General features: G+C 67.9%; 15 protein-coding genes. 5 read left to right on the forward strand and 10 right to left on the reverse strand.

Annotated elements, in window-relative coordinates:
• Positions 1 to 351: 351 nt before the first annotated feature.
• Complete coding sequence (locus tag ACW5EG_RS07415) at positions 352 to 702, forward strand: helix-turn-helix domain-containing protein (RefSeq protein WP_457018147.1); 351 nt, start codon at positions 352 to 354, stop codon at positions 700 to 702.
• Between the two features lie 21 nt (positions 703 to 723).
• Here ACW5EG_RS07415 and ACW5EG_RS07420 read toward each other — a convergent pair whose 3' ends face one another.
• The 4 genes from ACW5EG_RS07420 to ACW5EG_RS07435 all read right to left on the reverse strand — a co-directional run bounded on the left by ACW5EG_RS07420 (position 724) and on the right by ACW5EG_RS07435 (position 5391).
• Positions 724 to 1692, reverse strand: coding sequence for a Csu type fimbrial protein (locus ACW5EG_RS07420; protein WP_457018148.1), 969 nt, complete (start codon positions 1690 to 1692; stop codon positions 724 to 726).
• Positions 1683 to 3974: a fimbria/pilus outer membrane usher protein gene (locus tag ACW5EG_RS07425; RefSeq protein WP_457021176.1), complete on the reverse strand. Its 2292-nt coding sequence runs from the start codon at positions 3972 to 3974 to the stop codon at positions 1683 to 1685. Before ACW5EG_RS07425 ends, ACW5EG_RS07420 begins: the two co-directional genes overlap by 10 nt.
• A gap of 88 nt (positions 3975 to 4062) precedes the next feature.
• Complete coding sequence (locus ACW5EG_RS07430; protein WP_457018150.1) at positions 4063 to 4815, reverse strand: fimbrial biogenesis chaperone; 753 nt, start codon at positions 4813 to 4815, stop codon at positions 4063 to 4065.
• Positions 4816 to 4899: 84 nt separating this feature from the next.
• Positions 4900 to 5391 carry a Csu type fimbrial protein gene (locus tag ACW5EG_RS07435; RefSeq protein WP_457018151.1) on the reverse strand — a complete coding sequence of 164 codons (492 nt, stop codon included), beginning with the start codon at positions 5389 to 5391 and terminating at the stop codon, positions 4900 to 4902.
• 502 nt (positions 5392 to 5893) lie between these two features.
• Between ACW5EG_RS07435 and ACW5EG_RS07440 the strand changes: the two genes are divergently transcribed.
• The 4 genes from ACW5EG_RS07440 to ACW5EG_RS07455 all read left to right on the forward strand — a co-directional run bounded on the left by ACW5EG_RS07440 (position 5894) and on the right by ACW5EG_RS07455 (position 8611).
• Complete coding sequence (locus ACW5EG_RS07440; RefSeq protein ID WP_457018152.1) at positions 5894 to 6547, forward strand: GNAT family N-acetyltransferase; 654 nt, start codon at positions 5894 to 5896, stop codon at positions 6545 to 6547.
• Between the two features lie 137 nt (positions 6548 to 6684).
• On the forward strand, positions 6685 to 7752 hold the full coding sequence (locus tag ACW5EG_RS07445; protein WP_457018153.1) for an HDOD domain-containing protein: 1068 nt from the start codon (positions 6685 to 6687) through the stop codon (positions 7750 to 7752).
• Positions 7753 to 7870: 118 nt separating this feature from the next.
• Complete coding sequence (locus ACW5EG_RS07450) at positions 7871 to 8239, forward strand: YajD family HNH nuclease (protein WP_457018154.1); 369 nt, start codon at positions 7871 to 7873, stop codon at positions 8237 to 8239.
• A gap of 21 nt (positions 8240 to 8260) precedes the next feature.
• Entirely contained in the window at positions 8261 to 8611 is a 351-nt protein-coding gene (locus ACW5EG_RS07455) for a hypothetical protein (RefSeq protein WP_457018155.1), read from the forward strand.
• Between the two features lie 83 nt (positions 8612 to 8694).
• Here ACW5EG_RS07455 and ACW5EG_RS07460 read toward each other — a convergent pair whose 3' ends face one another.
• The 6 genes from ACW5EG_RS07460 to ACW5EG_RS07485 form a co-directional block, all read right to left on the reverse strand.
• On the reverse strand, positions 8695 to 9363 hold the full coding sequence (locus ACW5EG_RS07460) for a class I SAM-dependent methyltransferase (protein ID WP_457018156.1): 669 nt from the start codon (positions 9361 to 9363) through the stop codon (positions 8695 to 8697).
• Positions 9364 to 9584: 221 nt separating this feature from the next.
• Complete coding sequence (locus ACW5EG_RS07465; RefSeq protein ID WP_457018157.1) at positions 9585 to 9902, reverse strand: HPF/RaiA family ribosome-associated protein; 318 nt, start codon at positions 9900 to 9902, stop codon at positions 9585 to 9587.
• A 173-nt stretch (positions 9903 to 10075) separates the two neighbouring features.
• Positions 10076 to 10741 (reverse strand): NAD-dependent epimerase/dehydratase family protein, encoded by a 666-nt coding sequence (locus ACW5EG_RS07470; protein WP_457018158.1) that lies wholly within the window; start codon positions 10739 to 10741, stop codon positions 10076 to 10078.
• Between the two features lie 382 nt (positions 10742 to 11123).
• A complete protein-coding gene (locus ACW5EG_RS07475; RefSeq protein WP_457018159.1) occupies positions 11124 to 11501 on the reverse strand; it encodes a hypothetical protein in 378 nt (125 codons plus the stop codon).
• Between the two features lie 271 nt (positions 11502 to 11772).
• On the reverse strand, positions 11773 to 12888 hold the full coding sequence (locus tag ACW5EG_RS07480; RefSeq protein WP_457018160.1) for a hypothetical protein: 1116 nt from the start codon (positions 12886 to 12888) through the stop codon (positions 11773 to 11775).
• Between the two features lie 85 nt (positions 12889 to 12973).
• Positions 12974 to 13468 (reverse strand): response regulator transcription factor, encoded by a 495-nt coding sequence (locus ACW5EG_RS07485; protein ID WP_457018161.1) that lies wholly within the window; start codon positions 13466 to 13468, stop codon positions 12974 to 12976.
• Positions 13469 to 13478 lie beyond the last annotated feature (10 nt).

The following is a 13478-nucleotide window of genomic DNA, read 5'->3' on the forward strand; positions in this document are numbered from 1 at the left end:
GCGCGAAGCATTCCTTGCCATCGGCGACCGTGGCCGGAGCCTAGCACCGCATTACGGAGAATAAATAGTAGATAAATGGAACGGGAACCGAGAAGAAGCAGGAAAAAAATGGAACTTGAAGCGGTTTGAAGAAAAAGGCCGGAAAAACAGGCTGAAAACGACAAAAGGAGAACTCGGGGCCCCTGCCGCGCCCTGCTGGGTGAGTATCGCTAACGTCGGCAGCGGAGGCGCCGCCGTTGCTGCCGCTCAGGCGCATCCGCAGCGTTTCTGCACATAATTCAGGTAGAATTACTGTACATATGCAGTATCGCTGTCTCCTTGCCACTTTTTGAGGGGTGCATATGTATTTCGATGCCGATCCGAATCAGGCAAGCGCGGCGCGAGGCCCAGTTTTCGCAAGCCCAGCTTGCGGTGCAGTTGGGCGTATGTCGGAGCGCGGTGGCGCAGTGGGAGCGGACAGGCGGTACTTCGCCAAGCGTCGATCATCTGGCCAAGGTGGCAATAGTGACGGGCGTGTTGTTCGAGTGGCTCGCCACCGGCAGGGGGGGCAGTCACCCCGAGGGTGTCGAACTGGACAACGCGGCCACGACCACGGATTTCGCGATGGACGAGCTCGAAAGCAGGATATTGGAGGCCGTCCGGCGGTTGACCCGGCGCAAGCGCGAAATGGTGTGTCGCGTCGTCGAACTGATAGCGACCTGAGCGTCGCGCAAGCCGGACCGGTCAGTAGTACAGCGTGGCGATCACCGTATCGGCATATCGCCCAGGCCGGACGTCGGCCTGGGCGGGCACGCGACCGTAGACGGTGACGGTGACGGTGTTCCCGGCGGCGTCGGTGCTGCCGGCCAGGCGGTCGCCAGGCCCCGTGTTGCCCCAGGCCTGGCTGCGGGCCGGATCGCGGTAGAGCTGGTAGACGACGTAGTCGCCGCCACCCTCCATGCGCCGGGTGCCGCCCGCGTAGTGCCGCCCGTTGCCCAGGCCCAGGCTCCAGTGGGTACCGGCCGGGCAGTCGACGCGAAGGGAAGCGCTTTCCTGGGCCAATCCGCCCAGCGTTTCCACCTGTCCGAAGTCCAGGTCGCTGGCGGTGAAGCTGCAGCGGTTCTCGAACCGCGCCTCGACCTCCCGGGTATTGAATCCAACCGTGGTCCCGCCCCGGCAGTCGACGGTCTCCGGGACTGCGGTGGGGCTGGCGAGGAATACCAGGCTGCCGGGCAGGCCGGTCTCCTGGAACTCCGCGAACGCAGGCACCGACTGGCCCGGATGGACCTGGCCATAGATCGGGGCGTGCCCCTCGCTGATGCTGTTGGCCGCCACCTCGAGCTGCAGCTGGTAGGCCGGCGCGGTCGCCACGCCTCCGAGGATGGCCTGCCGCCCCGGATCGGAGTACAGGTCGTACGCGAGATAGCTGCCGTTGTAGTTGGTCATGCGTCGCGGGTTGATGCGTCCCTGGCTGCCCGGGCCGATGAACAGGCACATGCGGAAGTAGTACCGGCGTGCGTACGGGGCCTGGCAGCGATAGGTGACGTAGGTACTGCTCTTCGCGCCGGCCGGGGTAATGCTGCCGAAGTCCATCCAGAAATCCCCGTGGATCCAGCACTGCTGCGCCTGGGCGATGCGTGGCGCGAACGCGAGCAGCACGCACAGCGCCGGAAAGGCGAGGGCGCGCACAAGCCGGCCCGGTGTCAGCGACACGGCAGTTCCCCAAGTTCGACCCAGCCGCGTTGCGGCAGCGCGTCCGGAAGCGTAGCCGTGCACTGGCCGCGCTCAAGTGTGATGCGCAGGCGCGCGCCCCCTGGCGGATCCTCCAGGAAGGCCTGCCCGTCGTAACCGATGGAGGCCACCGGCGTGACCGAGCCGTCGGGGCCGATCAACTCTGCCGGCGAACCCGCGGGGATCGGCCGGCCGTCAGGCCCGCGCAGGGTCAGTTGCACCGCCACCACGCCGCGCATCGGGAAGCGCGCCAGCATGCCGCTGCCGGTGGCGGGAACGGCCTGCATGCGGGTGCGCTCCACACTCACGTCAGCCGGCAGCACCAGCGGATCGATCGACAGGTCGTTGTCTTGCCAGGCATTCAGCGGGGCGACCAACAGCAGCCCGCGCGCATCGGTGCGGCCGACCGGCCGGTTCTCCAGCATCACCGGCACGCCCGCGATGCTGCCGGTGGAAACCAGCGCGAATGCGTCGAAGGCCTGGCGCATCGGGAACAGCCCGCCCCGCATCCACAACAGGCCACCGCTGGCCTCGAAATAGCCCGTGGTGTCGGACGTCCCGTCGCCGCGCCAGACCAGCGCACCGGCATTCCACTGCCCATGCTCGCTTGCACGTCCGATCTCGGCCTGCCCTCCGGCGTTGTCGCCGGTGCCGGCCTGCGCCCGCCAGCCCCAGCCGCCGGCCTCGACCGGCAGCGCGCGGCGCGCGCCCACGACCAGGCCGTGCCCGGAATCGCGGCGCTGGGCGCTGGCCCAAGCCTGGCGATCGTCGTCCAGCAGCAGGCTCAGGTGGAGGAGGGCGACAGTGCCAGTGCCGCCGTCGAGGTCGCGGCTCAGGCTGAGGCCCAGGTGGGCGCGTCGATGCAGTCGCTGCGATGCGCTCAGCGTGGCGTAGCGGGCGCGCGTCTCGCCGGGTAGGTCCTGCCGCACGTAGCCGGCGCCGACCTGGCTGTTACCCAGGTTGAGGCCGAGGTAGGCGCGATCACTGCGCAGCGGCAGCAAGCTGCCTTCCACGCTTGCCACGTCGTGGAAGTCGTCATCGCGGCGCAGGGTGGACGCGCTGACGCTGAAGCGCCGACTCTGCCATTCGTAGCCCAGGCCGTAGCGGGTTCCGTCGTCCGCGTAGGCGTGCTGGCTGCGCGCCCACGAGGCGCTCAACACGCCGCCGGCGTGGCCGAGCCGCAGCATCGCGCCGACGCCGCCCATCCGCAGGCCGCGGGTGGCTTCCGCATGCGCCTCCACGGTCAGGAAATCGCGCACCCCGTGGCGCAGGCTGCCCCGTCCCATTGCGTCGCTGGCGTAGGAGAAGGAGTCCGACCCGTAGCCGCGGCGCAAGGCACCGGCTTCCAGCGACCAGTCCGACAGTCCGCGCTGCAGCAGGTGGCGTGCGTTGTAGATCGAGAAGTCCACCACCCGGCTCTGCCCGGTGATGTCGGTCACCACCACCTGTGCATTGCCCACGCCGCCAAGCACCGGCGCGCTGTCGATCTGGAAACGCCCGGGCATCACCGCCTGTCGGGCCTGGCGGATGCCGTCGATATACAAGTCCACCGTCGAGGGCAGGACCGCCTCGCCCGCGTACGAGGCCAGCGGCACGGTCACGCGGTAGGGCTGCAGGCCGAAGTTGCGCGACACCCGCACGCCGCCGAAGCGCACGCTGCGGGTCCAGTCCGGCCCGCTGCCCCAGGTATCGCCCACCACCACACTGATCATGCGCTCGGGAAAATCCAGCTGCCACGACGTGTCGAGCCGCACCGCATCGCTGCGGTCATCGCCCTCGCCGTGGTGGGACGACAGCAGGCTGCTGCTGCGCCACACGCCGGGGCCCACGCCGAACAGCCGCAGCTCCTGCCAGGTGCTGACGCTGCGGTGGCCATCGTTGCCCTGCGCCCAGAGGCTGTAGTTCAGCAGTAGCCCCGGCGCACGGGTGGCAGGATCCAGCCGCGGCGCGGGGGGCGCGCGGTAGCCGATGGCCACCGGCGGCGCGACCAGCATCGACACCGGCACGTCGAGGTACACGCGCTGTTGCGCCGCGTCGTAACGGCTGCGCACACCCGGCAGCGCGTCCAGCGCCACCAGCGCGTCGGTGCCGTCTTCCCCTGGCCAGGTCAGCCCGAGTTCGCGCAGCGTGCGCGGGGTGGCGTGCAGCTTCCCGCGCACGAGCACGAACCAGCCCAATCGATGCAGCGGCACGTGGTTGAGCACCACGTCCAGGAACAAGCCCTGATCGTCGAGGCGGTCCGCAGCGCCTTGCGCACCGGCCATCCCGGCAACTCTCTCCTTGCGGGCCGCGGCGGCCGACGGCGTGTCGGCCTGCGCCCATGCATCAAAGGCAGCACATGCCGGAACGAGACTAAGGGCCAACGCGGTCCAGCGGAACCGGCCGTGCTTCCCTGTCGTCATTGAAACGCGCCTTCAATGTCTGGCCTGCTGAAAGGGGAGCGGCAAGGCCGAGCGGGAACGACATCTGCTGGCCCGGAAGGACATAGCCGACCAGGCCCGGCACCACCGGCTGCTCCGCGTTGCCGCCGGACTGCAGGCCCAGCGCGCCGATGCGCAGGTGCCGCGGACCGGAGTTGCGCACCCGCAGCGCGCTACCGCCATCGGCGCCCTGGACCAGCTGTGCGCTGATCCCCGACAGATCGGAAGGCACCGGCGCCGGGCGGGTACCGTCCGAGGACGGCGCGGCCTTCGCGGGCGCCGCGGTCGTGGCGACGAACACCGGGATCGAATAGCGCAGCAGCACCTGCAGCCCTGCGCGGCCATCTTCCTGGCGCGCATTGCGCGGCAATTCGTCGACCAGCACGCGGTAGCTCAGCTCCTGCGCCGGCGCGCGGGCCTGGTTGCGGACGAGCCGCACGATCTGGCGCTGGCCGGGCGCGATCTCGACGATCGCGGGCGTCGCCACCATGTCGTCGGCCGCTTCCAGCCAGTCCTCCCCGTCCCGCTGGTACCAGCGCTGCACGCGCACCTGCGCCTCCAGCGGCTCCGTGCCCGCGTTGGTCAGGTACATGGCCTCGGCCTGCGCGGTGGGATCGATGCGGATGCGAACCGGCGAGACCTGCAACGACGAGGCCTGCGCCGTGCCGGCGGCGACGGTCGCCATCAGCGCCAGGAGCGCGCATGCGAACGCCCGGCCACGCCGGACGTGGCCGATGGAATGCTTTCCGTACATGACGTGTTTTCCCTGTCAGAAGATGAGGGTGGCGGTGACCGTGTCGGAGTAGGTACCCGGCGGCTCGTTGCCGGTCAGGGTGGCGCGGGCATGCACCTGATGCTGGGTGGCCTGCCCGGCGGCCAGACCCTGCCCGACGCCGGTCACCCAGCTGCCTTCCTCATTGCCCCAGGCGCTGGCATGGCCGGCGTCCGACGAGAGGGTGTAGGGGATCAGGTCCGGATCGGAGGCCATGTTGCGGACGTCGGTCCAGTTCCTTCCCTGGTCCAGGCCCACGGCGTAGTCGGTCCCGGTACTGCATCGCACCTGGATGCTGCCCGTCGTCGCCGGTGAGCCAGCCATCGGGGACACGGTGCCGAAGCTGATGTCGGAGGCCGCGTCCAGCAGGCACACCCTGGTGACATCGATAGTGACGTTGAAGGCCTGGGTGGGCGCCTCCGTGGTCTGTGCGGAAGCATGGAACATCAGGGCCGCAAGCGGAATGGCCAACAGACGGTGTGCGCGCATGACATTGCTCCTTCAACGTTGGACGAACACGGGATCGACGCGGGGGAAGCATCCTTTCGTTCCGCCCGTCGAATGCCAGTCCGGCCTTGCGCGGGCACCACGCGACCGACGGAGGCATCGGTCGCGCAGCCATTGCGACATACTGCCACCCGCTATTGTTAATACGGAATCAAGGTTGCATTAAGGCGCCGGTAAATAACCAGCCGCTTGTCGGCGCGGCGCCGTTCCCTTTCCAGAATCAGAATCCGGACCCGGGTTGAAGGTATCCCCTCAGGGCTGGGTGTTCTTGTAAATCACCCCGTGTGGTCTCCTGAGGGTGGTTGTCGCGTATGGCATCCGCAGTGCGGGGCCATGGACTGCCAGATGCGATTGGCGCGATGGGCGGACGCTTCGTCAGGCGGCGCGGGCTTAGCTCCGGATATCCAGCAATCCACAGTTGGCCCGCGAACAGCGACGGACCTGACGCCGACGCCCAGGAACGGGCACCGGGTATGGTGCAGCAATGGATCTGAGCCCTCAGCCTGTGATCAGACCGCTCCAGCAAGAGTCGCTTGCTGAGGCGGCCCGACTGCTGGCCAGCAGCATGCGCGACAACCCGCTGCACCAACGGGTGTTCGCGAGCGATGACGCGCGGCTCGAGCCACTGCTCGCGACGGCCTTTGTCCGCCTGCTGCGCCGACAGATGCGGGCCGGCCACGTGCTGGGCGCATACGAGTGCGATGTGCTGGTCGGTGTCGCGGCGGTGGTACCGCCCGGCCATTGCCAGCCAGACCTGCAGGAGAAGCTTGCGATGCTGTCGATCCTCGCCCGCGGACGGGCGCTGCGGCGCCTGCCGCGGATCGGGCATTGGCTGCGGACCTGGCGGCGGCACGATCCGCCGTACGCTCACTGGCATCTGGGCCCGGCGGCGGTCGATCGCACGCGCCAGGGGCAGGGAATCGGAAGCCGGCTGATGGTGGCGATCTGCGACCAGCTCGATCGGAACCAGGGCATTGGCTACCTTGAGACCGACAAGCCCGCGAATGTGCGGCTCTATCGCCGGGGCGGCTTCGAGGTGATCGCCGAGCAGTCGGTACTCGGGGTGACCAACTGGTTCATGCAGCGGCACCCCGTGGGCACCGACTCAGGTTCGCTTGTCTCGGAGCGGGGGCGGTAAGCCGGGGCAACGCCACCTCGCCGCGCATGGGGAGAGTAGCGGTGATGCACCTGTCGCCGGTCACGCTGTCCGACGCCATACCCTCTCACCATGCTTGAATACGCCACGCGGCCGGGCGGGGAACCCGGCGACTCCGGATGACAACGATCGTGCCGACCTTGTGGATAGCAGTCTTTGCTGCGGTGCTGGTGCTGGGCGCCAGTGGCTGGATGCTCGCGCGCCGGCGTCGCGGCGGTACGGCGGGATCGGTGCGATCCGCGCCTGACGCGATGGTGCCACGCGCGGCGCGCAACGAGGCCGCGCCTCGACCGGCCGACGGAGCGGCATCGAACAGCGATGCCGTGCCGCTGGTGGATACGTTCGCGCTCGAGCCGGAGCGGGTGATCCTGCAACGGCTGTGTGGACGCGCGTACGCGGATGCGACAGCTGCGCCAGGTGCCATGCCGGCTGCGGCGCAAGCGGCTGCCGAGGCTGCCGCGGTCGAGGTGCTCGCGCGCATCGACGCGCATCCGCGCTACACGCCGCGCCGCCCGCAGCTGTTGCCGCAGCTGACCCGTGCCATCAACGATCCTGCCGCCAGCGCCCAGTCCATCGCCGCGATCCTGGGGCAGGACCCTGCGCTGGCCGGCAACCTGCTGCGCATCGCCAACAGCGCGCTGTATCGCCGCCGGGGTGCGCCGATCGAGCACCTGGAGCGGGCGGTGGCGCTGCTCGGCACCGAGGGCTTGCGCCAGACTGTGATGGCGGCCCTGCTGCAGCCGGTGATCACCGACGATGGCAGCGTCTTCGGGCGGTGTGCGGCACTGCTGTGGGACCACACCCTGCTGTCGGCGAACATCGCCACGCGCCCGGCGCAAGGCGCGACGCGCGATGACCTGCATGCGACGCAGCTGCTGGCGCTGCTCTATGGACTGGGGTCGGTGGTGGTGGTGCAGGTGCTGCGCGACACCTGGGGCAAGCGCGGCAAGGGCGGTCCGGACCCGGACGCGCTGGTGTCGCTGATTGACACCTGGTCGGTGCGCTGCGCGCGCTCGATTTCGGTGGACTGGGGGCTGTCGGTGCGGGTGCAGCGCGCACTGGAAGAACTGGCCGGCGGTACCGATGGGGAGGCCCTGGGCGATCTCGGCCGGTCGCTGCGCAGCAGCCGCGCGCAGGCCGCCGCGGAGATGTCGGGCGTCCCCGGCGCGGAACCGGTCGGGTCGTAGCGGTCGTTGATACAGAAGACGCAGCGTCCGCCATCGAGCGGTCTGGTCAACGCGGGAAGCAGGGGGCGGGGGCGCCGGTGCTACCCTTTCCCCGCCGTTCCCATCGAACTCCGCGACCATGTCCACGCCCGACAACGCCAGACTTGACCGCATCGTGGCCGAGGCCCGTCGCAGCGCCGAGCAGCGCGCCAAGGGCTACCGCGAGCGCGCCCTCAAGATGTACCCGTGGACCTGCGGCCGCTGCGCGCGCGATTTCACCCGCGCCAACCTGCAGGAGTTGACGGTCCACCACCGCAACCACAACCACGACGACAATCCGCCCGACGGCAGCAACTGGGAGCTGCTGTGCGTGTACTGCCACGACAACGAGCATTCGCGCCAGGTCGACCACACCGGGGTCAGTGCACTGGCTGCGGAGGACGCGCCTGTAACGGCCAAGGCCAATCCGTTCGCCGACCTGAAGTCGCTGCTTGACCGCAAGAGCTGAGTCGCCCCGGTGACGGCAGTTTTGCCGATCCTCGAGTTTGCCAACGCCAGCTTCCTGGAAGGGCGTAACACGACGGTGCGCCGGGGAGCGCGCTGGTACGGCGTACCCGCTGCCCGGCTGCGGCTCAAGGACGGCAGCCTGTCGCCGCCGGTTGCGCTGGAGACCGAACTGCGTGTGCTGCGTGATATCGACGAGGACGCGCTGCGGTTCGAACACGACCCCGCGTGCCGCACCCCGCAGGGCCTGTTCGCCGAACTCGGGCTCCACTACCGCAGAATCAGCGAAGACGAGACGATGACCCTCTGTCACTTCCGTCGGGAGGCATCAGGCACAACAAGTCTCATGCGGCCCGGAGTGGCGGGCCATGAGTAGGCGGCGGACGCGGAACCCCGACACATGCACGGCAATGCCGCGTCGTCCTGCCCTGATGCCACCGCCGCGTCGTTGGCGTGTGCTCACCCGTCGCGAGCGGGCGCCTGGTGTCGATAGTGCAACAGGCGTCCGCGCGAGGACTGGTCCGCGTCGTCCATCGCACAGCGCGATTCGCTGACCTCGAACCCCTGCGCCGCCAGCAGTCTGGTGAAGCCGCTGCTGTGGCCGCGACCGGGATCGGTGATCAGTATTTCGCCGTCCGGGCGCACATGGCGCTCGACCACGCCCGCGAGCAGTTCGGCATGGCCGCGTTCGTACAGCACGTCGCTGGCGATGAGCATGTCGAACTCGCCCAGCGCGGGCAGCGGCTGTCCCCAGCGCAGTTGCCGGTAATGCAGGGCGGGCAGGGCGTTGAGCGCGGCGTTGTAGGCCAGGAAGGGTTCGGCCAAGGGGTGCATGTCCGAAGCCACCACGTCGGCGCCGCGTCGCTGCAGCACCAGGCTCGCCAGGCCAATGCCGCAGCCGATTTCCAGCACGCGCTTGCCAGTGATGTCGGCGCGGTCCATCGCCTGGGCCAGCAGGCGTCCTGATGGCCACAGCTGCCCGAACAGGCTCCACTGCGCCGACGAGATGCCCAGGCGCGCGCCATGGCCGTCGGGATCGGCGAACTGCTGGCGGTCGCTGAGAACGCGCAGCCTGTAGGCATGGCCCCCGACCAGTACGGTGAGATTGCGGGTGCTGAAACCGGGCATGAGCTCCCCCGTAAAGCGCCGCCCGGCAAGCCGGACGATGACGCATGGAAGGGAGCGAGGGGGGCGACGGGCGCCGCCCGGAACGCGCGAAGCGGGCGCATGCCCGCATTGCCATGCTAGTCGAAACAGCAGGGGGACATGCGAAGGCCTGAACGGGTTGCCGTATGCCTGGATCTTGGACGCAGAGTCCTGGACGCCCTGGTCACTGGGCCGGTCGCCGCTCAGTACCCGCGCTGCTTCTCGATGCGAGTGTCAAGCACGGTCTTGAGCTTGTCGCATGCGCCGCGAATCGCTTTTTCCATGTTCTCGTCCTCATGGCTGACGCCCAGCGGGTCATCGTTCTCCAATCGGGCTTCCAGGGCGCAACGCTTGTCGTTCGGCCCACCCTTGGTGGAGTTGGTGTCCGACAGGTAGACCTCGATCCGGCTCAGGCGGGAGGAGAAGCGACCCAACGACTGCTCCAGCATGGCAGTGACACGTGATTCCAGCGCGTCGGTGCCGTCGATGTGGTTGTCGGTGTTCAACTGGATATTCAACATTCGGACTCCTCCATTCACTTGCGATGAGCCCCAGCGTATCCCAGGCGGCCGCTGTTGCTGCGTGAAGCGGGGACGGAAGATGTGTTTGATCCCGCCACAAAGTTAGCCTTGTGGCGGGGTGCGTTAAAACCGTCCGGCCGATTTGAACGCGGAGCCTCGGCGACCAGGCGTTGTCAGCGGGCGCCATCCGCGGCGCTTTCGCCAAGCTGGTTGATCGCATCGTTCTCTACCACCCGTGGCGGCGAAGTCATGCCCGCGAGCGCGAGCATCGCCCGGCCGACATGCGCGGTGCTGGTGATCATCCGCGGCATCATCCGCACACCCCATCCCATGACGGGTGCGGCGAGGGTGTAGAACGGCCGCATCCAGGCGTGGGGGCTGCGTTCGCCGTGTGCGGGCTGGATGCCGCCGGGACGCAGCATCACCGTGGTGATGGGCAGCGCAGCCAGCGCGGACTCGGTTTCGCCCTTCACACGCATCGGCATGAAGCGGCTGGCGGGGTCGGCGTGCGCGCCGGAGATGTAGATCAGGCGCGACCGGGGATTGCGTTCGGCAAATGCGCGGGCCACGTGCAGGGTGAGGTCGTGGGTGACGTGCCGGTAGCGATCCTCCGGCGTGCCCAGTGGTGGCGCGCCGGCACAGTAGAAGCAGGCGTCGAACGGCGCGAGGCGATCGAGTACGGCAGCGAGGTCGTCGAACCGTTCCACCACCAGGTCTTCCACGCGTGGATCGGGGTGCCGGACCGCGCGGCGTCCCAGCACCGTCACCTGCGACACGTCCGGATGCGCGAGCGTTTCCAGCAGCACGCCCTGTCCAACCAGTCCGGTCGCGCCAGTCATCAGGATGCGCATACGAGCCTCGAATGGAGCAGGTGCGTTGGAGTCTAGCGCTCGGGCTGTGTGCGCGCAGCGAGCAAGGGATCAAACGCTGCCAGTCGAGCCATCCTCGCTCGGGCAACCACTGCCATGACCGCGCCCGAACTGCCTGGCGCTGTCGCTACCTACCTGCAGGCGACCGTGTTCACCACCGATGCGCTGGTGCTGGACGAGAGCGGCAAACACCGCCGTCACAAGGCCATCCGCGCCTGGCGACGCGGCTCCTGCGCGCCGCCGTGGCGGGCCGCCAGCGCACAGGCGCTTGCCTGGACGGCCGAAGCCGGCAGGATCGAGGATCTCCTGGGATCATCGATCCTGGTCCGGGGTCGACCGCTGCGCGACGAGGTCAATCCTCCTTTCGCTCCAGCCGCACGTTTGTCGTCTGCTTCAGCCCCGCTGCTCCGGGTGTCGCGCAGGTCAGCAGGATGACTTGCGCGGTACAGCCGTGGAAGTAGCACAACGCGCCGGGATGAATCTCGTAGTCGCGGTCCGCTATGTACAGGCCATGCGGGGATCGGAAAACGGACACGCTCTTGGTCACCACCCTTGCCGCCTGGGGAGCGATATCGATGGCCGGAGGCGGAAGCAGGCTGACGACGTTCGGATAGTTGCAGGCATTGGAGAGCGGCGCCGACATGAAATAGACCGACTGCGCTTGCGCCGGGCTGCACAAGGCAAGGCTTGCGGCGGCGATGGAGGTGGCGATTGCGGGATGGATCTTCATGAGAAGTGGTCCTTGTGGATCGGGTCATGGATGCGAGGCCTGCGCAGCACTGCGCAGGTCCGGTGTGCGGCCCGGTGCGTCAGGGCCGCGCGGAGCGCTGCCAGCATGGGTCGCGGTGCTGCTGGCAACGTGGGCAGGCGCTTGGTTGGCGTCAGCGGATCCGCGCGGGCAACTCGCCCGGCGTCGGATGGTCATGCCTACAGGTTCGGCCCTGTGCGCACTGCAGCGTCCGCAGGCGGGTCGTGCCTGGCTTGCGCGCGTGGCGCCCGGGTCAATCGATCCAGGTTGCGCCGGTCGGGCCCGGCCACCATCCCGTCAGCTTCAGGTGGCCGCGTCCGAGGTGCCAGGCCCCCAGCGGGTTCTGCACCCGCAGGAACTGGGATGCGCCGGCGACGAAATGCAGCTCGATGTCGAGATCCGTCGCGGAGATCGGGATGCCGGTGATCTGGCCGTCCATGCCGCCGGACACGCGCACGGTCCTAGTGTGCTTCTCGCCATCGGCGAGATAGCTGAGCTTCGCATCGACGATATACGAACCGCCATTGTCCAGCCAGAGATTCAGGTACGGAATGTCGCTGACCCAGCGCGGGACGATGGTGCGACCGGCGAACGAAGTGAACTCATACGCGTAGCCGACCGGCTGGGCCTCGACCACATTGGCCTTGCCGGGAAAGGTACGCTTCTCGATGTTGTCGACCGTGTCCGTACTCTTGTACGAACCCTTGAGTGAGGCCGACTCATCGCTGCCGGTGATCGCCGCAATGCCGTCGACCGAACCGGTGATGCTGAAGGATGCGTTGTCCTGGCGGGAGCCGACGTTGACGCAGCCGCTGGTCAGCCAGACCCGGGTGATCATGCCGAAGCCCTGGTCGATCCTGTCGCCATCGGCCTTGTTGTACTTCCTTGCCAGTTCCAGGAACTGGTCGTAGTTGCGCAGCATGTAGTCGGCGGGATTGTCCGCATAGTCGATGCGTACGGTCGATCCCTGCGAAATGAGCGAGCCCTTGGTACCGAACTCCCATTTGCTCTGCATGCCCACCGAGACCTCGATGCCGGTGGTGGGATCCTTGTAGGGCACCTTGAACTCGACCCCGGCGGATGATTGCCTGACGTCTCCCTTCTCGATGTGCCAATCGGTGTTGGTGCTTTGCGACTGTAACGGCGGATCGAAGCTGGTGCCGGTGGACTGGAACTGGGAATCGGTGAGGCCGAACCAGCCCACCGCACCGACCTTGATGGTCGGGTCGAGGGTCCAGTTCCCCCACGTATGGCGCTCGGTGTTACGCAGCAGGCGCGTGAGCTGGACGTTCCACGCGGTGCCGTCCTCGTTCAGCAGACCGTCGGACTCTGCGACGAGACGATACTCTTGGTCCTTTGACTCTCTCATGAGTGCAACTCCTTTGCTGGATGGCAGTACGGATGATGATCAGAGTGACTACTCGGTAGCGCTGGAGCACGGCAGCGTGCCTGCGCTACCGGCTGATCCTCTGACCCGACGCAGGCGCGGTCAATACTCCCGATGTCGTAGTGGACGGCGCAGGTGCGACGGCGGATGCGGGCAGCAGCGCGACCAGCGCGGCGGTGCTGTTGACGCCCAGCTTTGCCATCAGGTTCTCGCGGTGCTTGCGCACGGTCAGGTCGCTGATCGCCAGGCATCTTGCGATCTGCTTGCTCGTGCATCCTTTCAGGACCAGCGAGAGAACCGCGGTTTCCCGCGGCGTCAGCCGTGTCAGTGGCGGGGCGGGAGGCGACGCCAACAAGCCGCGGTCGCGGGCGAGAGCGATCAGCTGGGGGAGGTTGCCCAGACCCGCCTTCGCAAGCATGTTGCTTCGGTGCTTGCGCACCGTGAACTCGCTGATGCCGAGTAGTTGTCCAATTCCCCGGCAACCAAGCCCTTGCGCCATCGCGGCGAGGATCTCTGTTTCCCGCGCGGTGAAGTTTCCGTGCGCCGGCTCATCCGGGACCATGTCCGCAGCG

Source organism: Luteimonas sp. A611, from assembly GCF_054072715.1.

Bases quoted from the DNA above. Each gene is read 5' to 3' on its own strand.
- ACW5EG_RS07445 (WP_457018153.1), top strand. From the start codon at position 6,685: ATGACAACGATCGTGCCGACCTTGTGGATAGCAGTCTTTGCTGCGGTG.
- ACW5EG_RS07440 (WP_457018152.1), top strand. From the start codon at position 5,894: ATGGATCTGAGCCCTCAGCCTGTGATCAGACCGCTCCAGCAAGAGTCG.
- ACW5EG_RS07465 (WP_457018157.1), bottom strand. From the start codon at position 9,902: ATGTTGAATATCCAGTTGAACACCGACAACCACATCGACGGCACCGAC.
- ACW5EG_RS07470 (WP_457018158.1), bottom strand. From the start codon at position 10,741: ATGACTGGCGCGACCGGACTGGTTGGACAGGGCGTGCTGCTGGAAACG.
- ACW5EG_RS07425 (WP_457021176.1), bottom strand. From the start codon at position 3,974: ATGGCCGGTGCGCAAGGCGCTGCGGACCGCCTCGACGATCAGGGCTTG.
- ACW5EG_RS07435 (WP_457018151.1), bottom strand. From the start codon at position 5,391: ATGCGCGCACACCGTCTGTTGGCCATTCCGCTTGCGGCCCTGATGTTC.
- ACW5EG_RS07485 (WP_457018161.1), bottom strand. From the start codon at position 13,468: ATGGTCCCGGATGAGCCGGCGCACGGAAACTTCACCGCGCGGGAAACA.
- ACW5EG_RS07480 (WP_457018160.1), bottom strand. From the start codon at position 12,888: ATGAGAGAGTCAAAGGACCAAGAGTATCGTCTCGTCGCAGAGTCCGAC.
- ACW5EG_RS07475 (WP_457018159.1), bottom strand. From the start codon at position 11,501: ATGAAGATCCATCCCGCAATCGCCACCTCCATCGCCGCCGCAAGCCTT.
- ACW5EG_RS07415 (WP_457018147.1), top strand. From the start codon at position 352: ATGCCGATCCGAATCAGGCAAGCGCGGCGCGAGGCCCAGTTTTCGCAA.
- ACW5EG_RS07460 (WP_457018156.1), bottom strand. From the start codon at position 9,363: ATGCCCGGTTTCAGCACCCGCAATCTCACCGTACTGGTCGGGGGCCAT.
- ACW5EG_RS07450 (WP_457018154.1), top strand. From the start codon at position 7,871: ATGTCCACGCCCGACAACGCCAGACTTGACCGCATCGTGGCCGAGGCC.
- ACW5EG_RS07430 (WP_457018150.1), bottom strand. From the start codon at position 4,815: ATGGCGACCGTCGCCGCCGGCACGGCGCAGGCCTCGTCGTTGCAGGTC.